Source organism: Oscillibacter sp. ER4, from assembly GCF_000765235.1.
Taxonomy (GTDB): Bacteria; Bacillota; Clostridia; order Oscillospirales; family Oscillospiraceae; genus Hominicoprocola; species Hominicoprocola fusiformis.
In genome coordinates this window covers 1-12,515 of record NZ_JPJG01000015.1, presented here as the reverse complement: position 1 = coordinate 12,515, position 12,515 = coordinate 1, and the positions used below count along the sequence as shown (strand labels likewise).

Here is a 12,515-nt window from a genome sequence, read left to right as displayed (position 1 = left end):
CGGCATGGGATTCAAGCTCACCGTCATGCGGCTCTATTTTTGTCTCGTCCATCCGCTGCTCCGCGCCAGCGGAAAGGACAAGACAATGAAAAGAATCCCAAAAACCCCTATCGAGTTCGACTATGACCTCTGGACTACGGAGGACGGCAAGTGCATGGTGCGCGTAAAGCTGACTGGCGAAGTAACGGAGGTTGACCGCGAGGTCATGAAAAGCCTCCGCGCTGAGGAAAAGAAACTCAGACGCTCTTATGGAACTGTCGGTACATCCGATGACGAGAACGGCGAAGAAAAATCTTCTGATACTGTTCTGTCACTGGATGCTCTGCCGGAAGACGATGTGAAATCTTCTGCTTGGTTGGCTGATCCTGCCAACAACATTGAAATGGCTCTGACGGAAATGTGCATCGAAGACTTCCGAAAGTCCCTTAGCTCCATTCAGCTTGAGATATTTGATGTTGTCATGCTCGGTGGAGTAGGGGTTCGTGAGTATGCAAGGCAGAAAGGGATTAACCACAAAACGGTTGTTGAGGCTATTGCATCCATGAGGAAAAAACTCAAAAATATTTTTTGAGCAGACCCCCCCAATCAGCAAAAAAAAGTCCGTTGTAAAGTGAAGGGGCAAACAACAGCCTCCTTCGCGGTTCCTTGACAACTGAATAGTCAGTGCTGCGGATCTTTCCTCTTTTCTCGAAGCGACTTGTCTTCTGCCGCCATGACCTCCAACCGGAGCGAGCGATCAACAGAGAGGCTAAACAGCCGTGTGGTGCGGCTGCTTGCGATGATGGAGAAGTTGGGTACGGTAAAGGCATCATCAATAATGCAAAAACGAAGATCCTGCTCAATCTGGAGGAAGAGGAAGCACGCCGGGTTCAGTCCATCCTGCATCTGTCTGAGGCAGAGGTCATGGAGATCACCCACTTTGAACGGGGCAACGGCCTGATCAGCACCAATAACAACAATGTGACGGTGGAGATCAAGTGCAGCCAGATGGAAAAAGACCTTATCACCACAGACCGGCGCGAATTGCAGGAATTGTTGTCGCAGAGTGATGGCGTGGATATCGCTTGATCCTAATACGCACAGAGTACGACTTTAATACGCATAAACGATTGCAATATCTATGAGCTTTCCAATGCTTTTTTGCGGCAGGATGATATCGTTCTACTTGAAAAAAAGGATTATCTTGCCAATCCGAAACGCAATGGATACCGCAGTCTTCATTTGATCATTCAGATCCCCATCTACTTACATAGTGAAAAGAAAATGATGAAGGTCGAGGTGCAGTTTCGCACGATCTCGATGGATTGGTGGGCAAGTCTGGAGCATAAGATCCGCTATAAAAAGGACGTGGAAGTCCCCCTGCATATTGCAAAAGAACTGCGCGAATGCGCAGAAGAAGCCGCCTTGTTGGATTATCGAATGGAGAATATTCAAAAAAATCTCGGTACTTACCTAAAGCCAGACACACAGACACCAGAACAACGATGACCTGTTGAACAAGCCAATTAGGCGATTCCATAAAACGATCATCAGACCTCCCAATGAAAACGGTATAGCCACCTACACGTTTTTGCGAAAAAACGCATGGCTAAAGAAATCAAATACTATAGCAAATCAAATGTCCCGCCCTTGATCATTTCAAGGACGGGACCCTATTTTATGTTCCGTTCATTTGTGCGAGTCTTTGGTTAGGACGTAAATCCTCATACAGCATAGGCTTTTTGTGTGAGGCTAACAAAAGCTTTCAAGGTGTCGTCTCGATCTTGTTCGTTATAAAAGAGCCCGAAGGTCAGTTCTGGAACCCCCGACAGTCGATACAAGGCCAGATCATCACAGTTATGGGCATAGATTTCTGGAACCAGGGCAAGACCATATCCAGCACGCGCCAGGGTAATCGCACCGGCAACGGAATCGGAGAAATGAATGTTGCTTCGGTTTCGATTCCTGATCAGTTCCATTTGCAGGCTCAAAACTTCCGATGACAAGAAAACCGGGTCATGAATGATTATGGCTTGCTGTGAAAGCTGTTCGGCAGAAAGACTCTGTTCCGGCTCTTTATAGAGTCCCGGTTTTCCGAGACAGACAATGCTTGTTTTGCAAAGCGGAGCAAAAACCATATGTTCTCGCTTGGGAATAATATCCTGAAAACTGAATGCCACACGTACGGAATCGTTGTCCAACATGTGAAATAGCCTTTCATGGGTTGCAACAAACAGTTTTGGATGCAGGTTCGGATGGTGGTTTGCCAGTTCTGCCAGAATTGGCACCATATCCGAAAAAAGAGTGTGGCTGCCAGTTCCGATGGACAATAGTTCAAAGGAGTGGCCCTTCGGATCTCCAAAACGCATCTTCGCCTGTTGCTCTGTTTCTATCATTTTCTGCGCATAAGAAATAAACGCCTGCCCATCCAATGTCAATTCAACCAGCCGGGTGGATCGCCTGAACAACTTTGTGTTCAGTTCGTTTTCCAGTGTCTGTATCTGATGGGTGATGGCAGGTTGAGACACACTCATTTGCTCTGCGGCACGTGCAAAGCTCAGCGAATTGGCTACGGCCAGAAAGCATTGAATCTGAAATGTGTTCATAGCCCTCCTCCTTCAAAAGAAATGACTGCGCTATCAAATATAACATAGAAACCAGTTCACAACAAGACGATTTCAATTATTTAATAAATTATTTTTATTATAAATAATAAACTTGATACAATAATTTAGCACTCACCAATTGCGAGTGCTAAAAATGGTGGTATAATAGGAACATCAAAACAGATCGCCTATAGCGACCGGAAGGAGTCTTATCTATGTTAACACCGTACACCCTCGCAAGAAGCATGTTTGAAGAACTCGCCGATTCCGCTTTTGGAAATCACAACAGTTCCGGGCTTATGCGAACCGATATCCGCGAGACAGAAACCCGATACGAGGTTGCCATTGATCTTGCCGGTATCAAAAAAGAGAACCTGACCATTGAACTGAAGAACGGCAACCTTGTCATCAGCGCCATCGTCGAACAGGATCCCGTTCCCGAAGGAGAAAAATTCAGATACCTTCGCCGTGAGCGCTTCGTCGGTACCATGCAGAGAAGCTTCTATGTCGGCGAAAAGGTTCGCCAGGAGGACATCCATGCAAAGTATGAAAACGGCACCCTGTATCTGATCATCCAGAAGGAAATTCCCGTACCTCAGATCGAATCTCGAAACCTGATCGCAATCGAAGATTAACATGAATCCGTTAAAACCAAGATAGGAGGCAATCACACATGACTATTAACCCTTTGGCTGACCGCGTTGTTGTCCAGTACGCCAAGCCGGAAGAGAAAACGCAGGGAGGGATCATCCTTACCGCTTCAACACAGGAAAAACCCCAGGTCGCGACTGTGACCGCTGTTGGCCCCGGCAAGAATGGCGAACCCGTTTCTGTCAAGGTTGGCGATCAGGTTCTGGTAGGCAAGTATGCCGGAACTGAGATCAAAGTTGGCGATGAAGAGTACACCATCGTCAACGCAGGCGATATTCTGGCAATCATTGAGTAATAACAGAGACGTAAGGAGATATCACGATGTCTAAAATGATTATTCGGGGCGATGAAGCCCGCAAGTCCTTGGAAAACGGCGTCAACGCGCTTGCTGATACCGTAAAAGTCACGCTCGGTCCTAAGGGCCGCAATGTTGTTCTGGACAAGAAGTATGGCGCACCGCTGATCACCAACGACGGCGTGACCATCGCAAAGGAGATCGAACTGGAGGATCCCTTTGAGAACATGGGTGCTCAACTGGTAAAGGAAGTTTCCACCAAGACCAACGATGTGGCCGGCGACGGCACCACCACTGCAACTCTGCTGGCACAGTCCATGATCCGCGAAGGCCTGAAAAATCTGGCCGCTGGAGCCAATCCCATGGTCATGAAAAAGGGCATGGCAAAGGCTATGGATGCCGCTGTTGCCGAAATCAAGAATCAGTCCAAGGCTGTTAGCGGTTCCAGCGACATTGCCCGAGTTGGTGCGGTTTCTTCCGGTGATGATACCATCGGAGGTCTGATCGCTGACGCAATGGAGAAGGTCACTGCCGATGGCGTCATCACCATCGAGGAGTCCAAGACCTCTGAAACCTACAGTGAGGTCGTGGAAGGTATGCAGTTTGACCACGGATATATTTCCCCTTACATGGTCACCAATACCGAAAAGATGGAAGCAATCATTGATGACGCCTACCTGCTGATCACGGATAAGAAGATCTCAGTGATCACGGATATTCTCCCTCTGCTGGAAACCACCATGAAATCCGGCAAGAAGCTGGTCATCATCGCTGAAGATGTGGAAGGCGAAGCGCTGAGCACCTTGATTGTCAACCGACTGCGCGGCACGCTGAACGTGGTCTGCGTGAAGGCTCCCGGCTTCGGTGACCGCCGCAAGGAAATGCTGCAGGATATCGCTGTCCTGACCGGCGGCACTGTGATTTCCGAGGAGGTCGGTCTGGAACTGAAGAATGCCGATTTCAGTATGTTGGGACATGCTCGTCAGGTGAAGGTTACCAAGGAAACTACTACGATCGTGGACGGTGCCGGTGACGCACAGGAGATCAAGGACCGTATCAGCCAGATCCGGGCTCAGATTGCCAACACCACCAGCGATTACGATAAAGAAAAGCTGCAGGAGCGTCTGGCAAAGCTGGCCGGCGGCGTCGCTGTGATCCGCGTCGGTGCAGCCACCGAGACCGAGATGAAGGAAAAGAAGCTGCGGATCGAAGATGCTCTGAATGCGACCCGTGCCGCTGTTGAAGAGGGCATCGTAGCCGGTGGCGGCACCATCTTTGTCAATGTGATCCCTGCCGTGGAAGCACTGCTGGAAACCGCCGAGGGCGATGAAAAGACTGGCATCCAGATCGTTGCCAAGGCTTTGGAGGCTCCCATTCGTCAGATTGCAGCCAATGCCGGTATGGATGGTTCCGTGGTTCTGGAGAAGGTAAGAACCTCCGGGAAAACCGGCTACGGCTTCGACGCATATAAGGAAGAGTATTGCGATATGGTCGCCTGCGGCATTATCGACCCCGCAAAGGTTACTCGTTCCGCGCTGGAGAACGCTGTTTCCGTTTCTGCTATGGCTTTGACGACTGAAGCGCTGATAGCAGACAAGCCGGAGCCGCCCACTCCCGCACCCGTTAATCCCGAAATGAATGGCATGTACTAATCCCAAGCCCTCTTGTCTCCCGTCTGTAGTGATTATGATACCATTCTCTTGCCATAGAGTATCGTCTTCTACTGCCATTCTGGGAACAGCCGGAGCAGCTCCTTGCTGCTCCGGCTATTTTGATAAACAGAGGTGATCTCGTGAGGATTGAATATAACAAAGATACTCCGCATTTTAGTTCGGAGGAGCTTCGGGAAATCTACCGGAACACAGAAGAAAAAACATCGAAGGCACTCCGCCAAACGGCCCATCGCTTGTACCCGGGAAGAGACTCCGTTACCTACGAAAATCTTTTTATCCGAGAAGGTTATGCCAGAGCTTACATGCATAAAGGAGAGTACCGCAAGCCCAAATGGACGATCACAGCATGGCCGCTGATGTTAGGCGTTATGGATGACGACACAATATATGATAGCTGAACTCATCCATTGTGATTTACCATCATAACTGCAAGATATTCTATATCTTGGGCATTGAAGAAGCACCCTGTTCACAGTGAACAGGGTGCTTCTTGATGTATTCGTTTTATAAGTTGATTTTGATCCCTACACAAGTTTGTTGTGGATGGCAATTGTATCAGTGCCATGCTTAAACGGAGAATATAGTAATCGGGGGGTTAGATTCCAATGACAGAATCAACAGGCATTGACATTACAACACCTTCCGCTTTACTGCGCATACCGCATCCATAATTTTCAATGGTATTGTTCCAGTTTCTACATCAAAGCCGATAAAGCTTATGTCAGCGCCCCCAGCGGCTTCCCCTTTTGCCAAATCTACAACTCTGGTGTCTTCGGGAGGAAGCATGGACGCAATCGTTTCCGCAAGTATCGTTGCGTTGCCGGACTTGCTTAAATAACTGATTTCATATTTCAATTTGAGTCCTTCTTTCTATCATCTAAAAATCCTTCGGGACAACAGCCCGTGTACATAAGATAAAAGACAGACCGGCAAAGCGAATCCGCTCCACCGGTCTGCTATGCTCGAATAAAGCACGCGGCATATGTAATAGGGAGGGATATGGCAACGTATCAAAAGAGGGTTTTATACGCGTGCTTTACAGAACACCGCTGCTTAAACTACTTTATAACTGCGGTGCGCTCTCCAGATACACCGACGGTTGCTTCTTGCAGGTGATAAGGCTTACGCAAATCAGAGCAACCGCACAGGCGATCGTACCGGGCAATGCCGCTCCCAAACCGAACGGCTGCCCCAGCAATTTCCAACCAACGCACACCACGAAACCACCGATCATTCCCGCGATGATACCGGACTTTGTTGCCTTCTTCCAATAGAGTGCCGCGAATGCAGGAATGCCGGCAGCAGCCGCATAGAAGGACCAGGAGAACATCAAAATGTTATAGGCGTTCTGCATATAGAGGGCAATGATAAGTGCACCGATGGGAAGGATAATCGAGAAGATTCTGGACAACTTCATTTCGGTCTTTTCGTGCATTTCCGGCTTTACTGTCTTTCCGATATCCCGAACACAGGTCTGGACTGAAACCAGCAGATAGCTGTCAGCGGTAGACATCATAACGGACAGCATACCGGCAAGGGCAAGTCCGGTGAGACCCGCAGGCAGCACTTTAATTGCCAAGGCGGGAACAGCAGCATCGGTCGTGCCATATTGAGCCAGAATGTCATCGCCTACGATCTGGTGTGCTACAATTCCCATAAAAAACACAAGAATGATCGTTACACCATAGACAGCCGTTCCAAGGAACATTCCTTTTTTAGCGGATTTCCGGTCTTTTGCCGAAAAGGCACGCTGCCACATCTCAGCACCGGCCATGGTGAATACCAGATAGGTTACGATGTCGCCTACAATGTTACCGTCAATATAAGGCTTTACCAAACTCGAATCCAGGTTGGCAGTGAAATTGGAAAAGCCTCCCACATGGATCAGGGACGATGTTGGTATCAGGATGTAGACAAAAATGAGGAGCATAAAGAATTGCAGCACATCCGTATAAACAACACCGAACAAACCGGACGTTGCCGTATAGACCATAAAGACGATGCAGGCTATAACGGCACCAATTTCATAGGACAGTCCGATCTCACCACCAAGCATATTGATGATCGTTCCAGTTGCTGTAATTTGGGATGCCACGGTTCCCATCATTGTGAAGGCGATAAGTGCGGAAATGATCAGCTTGGCGGTTTTTCCGAAGCGCATTTCAAACAGTTCAGGAATAGAGCCGATGTTATATTTCATGCCAATGTCGGAGATTTTTCCTGCAATGCCGGAGAAAATAAACATTCCCAGCAAATACGGGATCGCGGTCATAATGGCCTTAAAACCACTGGAATACGCAACACCTGCCCGCCCCATCAATCCGCTGCCGCCGATGATTGTGGCGCAGACAGTTGCCATCAGCACAATCGGCCCAAAGGATCGTCCTGCCAGATAGTAGTCATCACTATTCTTGATCTTTTTCGATGTGATGACGCCAACAACAACCATAACAACAAGGTAGATGCCGACAATAGCGAGGTCTAATCCGGTTATTTGCTCGTGATTCATAAAAATCTCCTTTCACATTGATTTGAACTGGTACTGATTCAATTTTAGAGCATCAGGCTGCACACAAGGTCGCTGATCTCGGCAGGGTTGTCAAGCGGTACACCGCTGACAAGGCGAGCCTGTGCCAAGAGAATTTTGCTGTATGTAGCAAGCTTATCCTTGTCAGATTCAAACAACTCCTTGATTCTTGCAGCCAGAGGATGATCGATATTGATCTCCAATACGATTTCAGCTTTAATATCAGATGAAATGTTTGAAAAGGCACAAGAGATTTTGAAGCGCCGCGCAAAGCCGCGCCGTTTAGGTACGGATGTCAAGCGTGAAAAATTCAGCCGGAAATATGCCTTTAGCTGTATGCTGGAATGTGGCTTCTGCGGTGGTACACTTACAAGGCGAAGTTGGCATAGCGGTTCACAGTATAACAAGGTTATCTGGCAATGTGTGACTGCCACCAAAAAGGGCAAGAAGTTTTGTCCTGACAGTAAAGGAATTGCCGAGGAAACCATTGAACAGGCATTTATTGAATCCTACCGGCTTCTGTGCCAAAATAACAAGGATGTGTTAGATGAATTTATTGCCCGAACAGAAGAAACCCTTTCGGATAGTAATGCAAGTAAGCAGTTAGCCAAAGTCGAGAAAGATATTGCTGCATTGGATGCAAAGCGGGCCAAGCTGGTTGATATGCGGCTGGAAGAAATCATTGACAAAGATACATACGAGCAGAAGTATTTTGATTTAAGCAGCCAGATCGAACAGATCCAAAAACAGCGCGAGAGCTTGCAGGAATCCGCTGAAACAGAAAGCACTATGAAAAAGCGGATTGCAGAGTTTCGTAGGACGCTGGAAGAAAATGAAGTGCTTGATACTTTTGACCGTTATGTTTTTGAAAGCATAGTTGAAAAAGTGATCGTCGGCGGGTATGATGAAGATGGTAACAAAGACCCGTCCATGCTGACATTTATCTATAAGACCGGATTCAAAAGCAGTTTGGATGGCACCAATTTTAAGCCGCCGAGAAAGAATAGCAAGGCAGCAAAACAAAGCGCCGGTTTGTGTTCCCATACAACCGACGAGGCAAAGTCAATGTGTTCCTATCATAGTGACGACACACGTCGAGACGGTGGTCCTCTTGTCACGGGAAACAAATCCACTGACGGTTGAAGTCAGAATGGAAGTGGAAACCGGCGAGGTCAAGGAGCATCCGACCTATAAGCGTATTCAGGAATATGTGCAGGAAAAGTACGGCTTCAAAGTCCATACTGCATATATTGCAGAGGTCAAGCGCATGGTCGGATTGGATATGCACAAAGCGCCGAACGCTGTGGAGCAGAGGAAGCATGAGTATCATCCATGCCCGCCTGAAAAGGTCGAGGCAATTAAGGATGCTCTGCGGCATTTCGGCTTAATTGCTGAGTAAAGTCACTGTGAGGCAGTAAAAATGCCTTATTAAAACCGGAGATAGTGAGAACAGTGAAATCCTTTCTCCCTGCATGAAAAAAGCACATCAGAAAGCAAAGCACGGCAGAGCGTATACGGTACGCCTTTGGATGTGGAATTTTACGGCATAGAGCATTTTTACACCATTTGGCAAAATGCGAAAGTGCTTCTTGCAAACAGAGCATTGTTTTACCCGCTGAAAATCGCTGTAATGAGGAGAAGCCCAGCATCACGTCAAACGGCGCGTGCTGGGCTTCTTTTTGTTGCGTCTCGGGGCTTTTTTTAGAGGATAATCCCTCCTGTGTGCCATTTGTTTTTCTATGCCGTGTTGACATACTACGCTCTACCTATCACGGTAACTGTACGTTCTCGGAACAAAAATGAACACGTTTTCTCTGTATAGGGAGAAATCCGGAGAGGAAAAAGAGGGTAAGTGCAGGCTGTTGGAACGGTGTGTAAACCACTTGCGGTTTTCCACGGTTTCCATAGCCGCAGCGAGGGAGAAAAGGGAGAGGTGGCTTTCTCGCTCAGGTGGCTTGCCGCCGCTCTTTGCCTCTCCCTTTTCTCCCTGAGTATCAGGGGTTATTCTGCGTCATTGCTCGGCGTAACAGGGCGAAAGTCCTCCTGAACGGCCTCGTTAAGGTCAAAGCACATGGTTTTTGCATCGGCAACCCAGAAACCGCGCACCTTGTAACGCTTGCCGGGAATCCAATCCTCGCCAGTGACAGCGCGGAGCGGGTCAAGCAGATTCTTGTTGGAAATCGTAACAACGCCCTTTTGCTCACCCTTCGGCTTGGAGAACTTGAAGCCCTTCGGTTCGTTGCTCTTGCAGGAGCGGATTGCGAACACTCTTGCTTTCGCATCCAACAGGCACAAAACAAAGGCGGGATAACCCAAGTCCTCAAGCACCTTCTTGGTGAAAGTCACGCCGTTCTGATTCAGGAACATATCCGGGTAGGCGTTGATATTGGAGTCGATGGTTTCAAAATTCAAAGCGGAAAAATCAAAGTTCATAGTAAAAATCCTTTCATTTCATTGTGTTTTGCGCCTCATCCACGATTTTCATAAACTCCTGACGTTCCATAAAAGACCATCGGGAGTCCATGATCAGATAGCCCTTGAAAAGCCCATCTTTCACGCGGTATGCGACGAAGTGATTGCTCAGGCGACGCAATGCAGCTCGTTTTGCCGTGCTGTGCCGCTCTGACAGCAGTTTCTGTACTGTTATCCAATCCTCTTTTTTGATAATCGCTGTGTGATGGTTTTCCTTGAAATACATATTCAAGTCCGTGTTTTTAACCGACTTGTGTGTGCGGAAATCTTTGGTATAGGTTTTCTGCATCAAGGCATCACCGCAGTATTTCTCATTTCGGAGGATGCTGCGGACAGTACCGGCAGACCAGAGGTCATTACCCATGGGAGATTTGATCCCCTGCTCTGTCAGGGCAGCAGCTATTTCCGCTGGCGTTGCGCCCTCCAAGCAGCTTTCGTAGATATACTCGACAATTCGTGCCTCGGTAGGTTCGATAACCAACCGCCCAAAGTGGTCGCGGTAGAAGCCCAACGTGTTCTGCACAGAGAACTTGTAAATGCCCTCCGCCATACGCCAGCGAATACCCGCTTTAATGGCCTCACTCTTTTGTTGGGATTCCATTTCAGCCAGAGCAGCCAATAGTGAGATCAGGAGGTTATTCCGTCCATCACCGGTATAGGTAATTCCCTCCGTTTCAAACTCGACGGAAACAGGGGGATTCAGAGCAGAAAGTGTTCGCAGATTGTCCAGAATATCCACGATATTCCTACCAAAACGGCTGATGTTTTTCGTGAGGATCAAGTCAATTTTTCCGTCCACCGCGTCGGCAATCATTTTCTGAAAGCCCAGACGCTTTTCTACGGTAGTTGCACTTATCCCTTCATCTTGATAGATTTCAACCAGTTCCCATTGCGGATTGGCTTCGATTCTCTTGGTAAAATGATGAATCTGCATATCGAAACTGCCGATCTGTTGTTCCTCCTGCGTGCTGACGCGGCAATATGCCGCAACGCGGAGTTTGGGTGGTTCCGCTGCAATTTCTCGCCGTTTTTGCGGAGGGATGACAATGACACCATTTCCGCGCTGATTATAGGAAATCTCGTCCTGCATCTGGCGACGTTTTTGTTCTCTGCGCTCAGCTCGGCTGCTGGTCTGCCGCTCGGCCTCAATCATTTTGGAATCAAGCGTTTTGGCCATATCCTGCCTCCTGCACCGAGAACGCAATTATTCTTTTGCGCTGCATGGGCATACCACCTCCTTTTTCAGTAAATTTTGACTTTTCACGGAATCACCACCTTATCTTCCATTATTTCTATGACATACCGAAAACTATCGGGCTGCCAACATAAATAGAGGGCGGCAGAATGCCCTGCCGCCCCGGAATCAATGTTGTGTTTATTTACTGAGATAAGCGCGCTTCAAACACTATCCATGGAAATAACCATGGTGTAGTTACTTTACGGATTTCCCCAATGAATTAACTAAAAAAATGAGGATAAGCCAGAGTAATAGAATATTGGCAGCGAAAATCGCATAAGAGAATGCCGATCCACATCTGAGAAGATAAAGCAAGTAATTACTGGAAAGATCCATATTGGTGGGAATTAGAAATGCACAACTAATAATTATCAGTAAGACACACGCAATCCCTGCCAAGCGAAAATAGTCTGCTAAAACGCCCAAGAGAGTTTTGGTAGGGTACTCTTTGTCCGTTTTTCCTTTTAGGCCTTTTGCATACTGGCTTTCGAATTGCATCTGTATTCTATCTCCCTCTGAAAGTTGCCGATTTTGAAGGGCGGCATATATCGTCAGGTGGGCGATTATTTCATCCCTAACCTTATTTTGCCGGATGACAGCGATTATCAGATCGGCAAATACGGACGTTTGCGCCGTAACTATCTGAAAGAACACCGTAAAATCCTTTACACCAACTATGTGGTGGAGGGTACATTGTTCAAGCACCTGTCCGAAATCGACCAAGCCTGCAACGAGCGTATGGAAATCATCGTTCCCGCTATGGCGAGGCAGGAGGGCGTGACCGAAGCACTCAAAGCGGCTGACCAAATGGAATGGGTGCGCCGTAAAAACAGCATCCACAGCCGTGCGGAGGAAATCGTCCTACACGAATTGGTATATGACCAGTAACAACATAATCAAAGCCCACGCTGCCGACAAGAAAAATCGGAGGCGTGGGCTTTTTACGTCATGTAGGTAATGTCTACTGAATAAACCGCTTTGCGTGTAAATTTCGGATCATGAGCACCACTTGCACGGAGATTTAGCCCCAGTGTCACGGCAAAATAGCTCCGCTGTCACGGCGGAGAGCGCCAAT

General features: G+C 48.0%; 17 protein-coding genes. 9 read left to right on the top strand and 8 right to left on the bottom strand.

Annotation, left to right across the window (positions count from 1 at the left end):
- Positions 1-571, top strand: a 571-nt coding sequence (locus tag NI20_RS15315) for a hypothetical protein (protein WP_242842904.1), incomplete at its 5' end; no start/stop codon positions are given.
- 89 nt (positions 572-660) lie between these two features.
- Here NI20_RS15315 and NI20_RS15310 read toward each other — a convergent pair.
- Complete coding sequence (locus NI20_RS15310) at positions 661-885, bottom strand: hypothetical protein (RefSeq protein WP_052084387.1); 225 nt, start codon at positions 883-885, stop codon at positions 661-663.
- An 18-nt stretch (positions 886-903) separates the two neighbouring features.
- Between NI20_RS15310 and NI20_RS15945 the strand changes: the two genes are divergently transcribed.
- Together NI20_RS15945 and NI20_RS13990 are read left to right on the top strand one after the other, a co-directional pair.
- On the top strand, positions 904-1,068 hold the full coding sequence (locus NI20_RS15945) for a hypothetical protein (RefSeq protein ID WP_369699389.1): 165 nt from the start codon (positions 904-906) through the stop codon (positions 1,066-1,068).
- A gap of 27 nt (positions 1,069-1,095) precedes the next feature.
- Entirely contained in the window at positions 1,096-1,488 is a 393-nt protein-coding gene (locus NI20_RS13990; protein ID WP_081958345.1) for a hypothetical protein, read from the top strand.
- Positions 1,489-1,703: 215 nt separating this feature from the next.
- Here the strand turns inward: NI20_RS13990 and NI20_RS0102810 are convergent, their stop codons facing one another.
- Positions 1,704-2,585, bottom strand: a complete 882-nt coding sequence (locus tag NI20_RS0102810) for a LysR family transcriptional regulator (protein ID WP_033119935.1) — start codon at positions 2,583-2,585, stop codon at positions 1,704-1,706.
- 215 nt (positions 2,586-2,800) lie between these two features.
- Between NI20_RS0102810 and NI20_RS0102805 the strand changes: the two genes are divergently transcribed.
- From NI20_RS0102805 to groL, 3 genes are read left to right on the top strand one after another with little or no spacing between them, the layout of a single operon-like run.
- Positions 2,801-3,220, top strand: a complete 420-nt coding sequence (locus NI20_RS0102805; RefSeq protein WP_033119934.1) for an Hsp20/alpha crystallin family protein — start codon at positions 2,801-2,803, stop codon at positions 3,218-3,220.
- Between the two features lie 38 nt (positions 3,221-3,258).
- Entirely contained in the window at positions 3,259-3,531 is a 273-nt protein-coding gene (groES, locus tag NI20_RS0102800) for a co-chaperone GroES (protein WP_033119933.1), read from the top strand.
- Positions 3,532-3,557: 26 nt separating this feature from the next.
- Complete coding sequence (groL, locus tag NI20_RS0102795; RefSeq protein WP_033119932.1) at positions 3,558-5,183, top strand: chaperonin GroEL; 1,626 nt, start codon at positions 3,558-3,560, stop codon at positions 5,181-5,183.
- Positions 5,184-5,834: 651 nt separating this feature from the next.
- Here the strand turns inward: groL and NI20_RS0102785 are convergent.
- The 3 genes from NI20_RS0102785 to NI20_RS14960 form a co-directional block, all read right to left on the bottom strand.
- Positions 5,835-6,059, bottom strand: coding sequence for a hypothetical protein (locus NI20_RS0102785; RefSeq protein WP_033119930.1), 225 nt, complete (start codon positions 6,057-6,059; stop codon positions 5,835-5,837).
- Between the two features lie 208 nt (positions 6,060-6,267).
- On the bottom strand, positions 6,268-7,713 hold the full coding sequence (locus NI20_RS0102780) for a sodium:solute symporter (RefSeq protein ID WP_033119929.1): 1,446 nt from the start codon (positions 7,711-7,713) through the stop codon (positions 6,268-6,270).
- 44 nt (positions 7,714-7,757) lie between these two features.
- On the bottom strand, positions 7,758-7,934 hold the full coding sequence (locus tag NI20_RS14960) for a hypothetical protein (protein WP_156108541.1): 177 nt from the start codon (positions 7,932-7,934) through the stop codon (positions 7,758-7,760).
- Between NI20_RS14960 and NI20_RS0102775 the strand changes: the two genes are divergently transcribed.
- Both NI20_RS0102775 and NI20_RS0102770 read left to right on the top strand, forming a co-directional pair.
- A complete protein-coding gene (locus NI20_RS0102775) occupies positions 7,924-8,874 on the top strand; it encodes a recombinase zinc beta ribbon domain-containing protein (RefSeq protein ID WP_369699388.1) in 951 nt (316 codons plus the stop codon). The genes NI20_RS14960 and NI20_RS0102775 overlap by 11 nt on opposite strands.
- Positions 8,875-8,881: 7 nt before the next feature.
- Positions 8,882-9,130, top strand: a complete 249-nt coding sequence (locus NI20_RS0102770; protein WP_052084385.1) for a hypothetical protein — start codon at positions 8,882-8,884, stop codon at positions 9,128-9,130.
- On the opposite strand, the gene NI20_RS14955 is transcribed toward NI20_RS0102770, so the two are convergent.
- The 3 genes from NI20_RS14955 to NI20_RS0102760 all read right to left on the bottom strand — a co-directional run bounded on the left by NI20_RS14955 (position 9,090) and on the right by NI20_RS0102760 (position 11,380).
- Positions 9,090-9,485, bottom strand: a complete 396-nt coding sequence (locus NI20_RS14955) for a hypothetical protein (RefSeq protein ID WP_156108540.1) — start codon at positions 9,483-9,485, stop codon at positions 9,090-9,092. The genes NI20_RS0102770 and NI20_RS14955 overlap by 41 nt on opposite strands.
- A 247-nt stretch (positions 9,486-9,732) precedes the next feature.
- Positions 9,733-10,164, bottom strand: a complete 432-nt coding sequence (locus NI20_RS0102765; RefSeq protein WP_033119928.1) for a hypothetical protein — start codon at positions 10,162-10,164, stop codon at positions 9,733-9,735.
- Between the two features lie 13 nt (positions 10,165-10,177).
- Positions 10,178-11,380, bottom strand: coding sequence for a recombinase family protein (locus NI20_RS0102760; protein ID WP_033119927.1), 1,203 nt, complete (start codon positions 11,378-11,380; stop codon positions 10,178-10,180).
- Between the two features lie 582 nt (positions 11,381-11,962).
- Here NI20_RS0102760 and NI20_RS0102750 point away from each other — a divergent pair.
- On the top strand, positions 11,963-12,328 hold the full coding sequence (locus tag NI20_RS0102750; RefSeq protein WP_052084384.1) for a TnpV protein: 366 nt from the start codon (positions 11,963-11,965) through the stop codon (positions 12,326-12,328).
- Positions 12,329-12,515 lie beyond the last annotated feature (187 nt).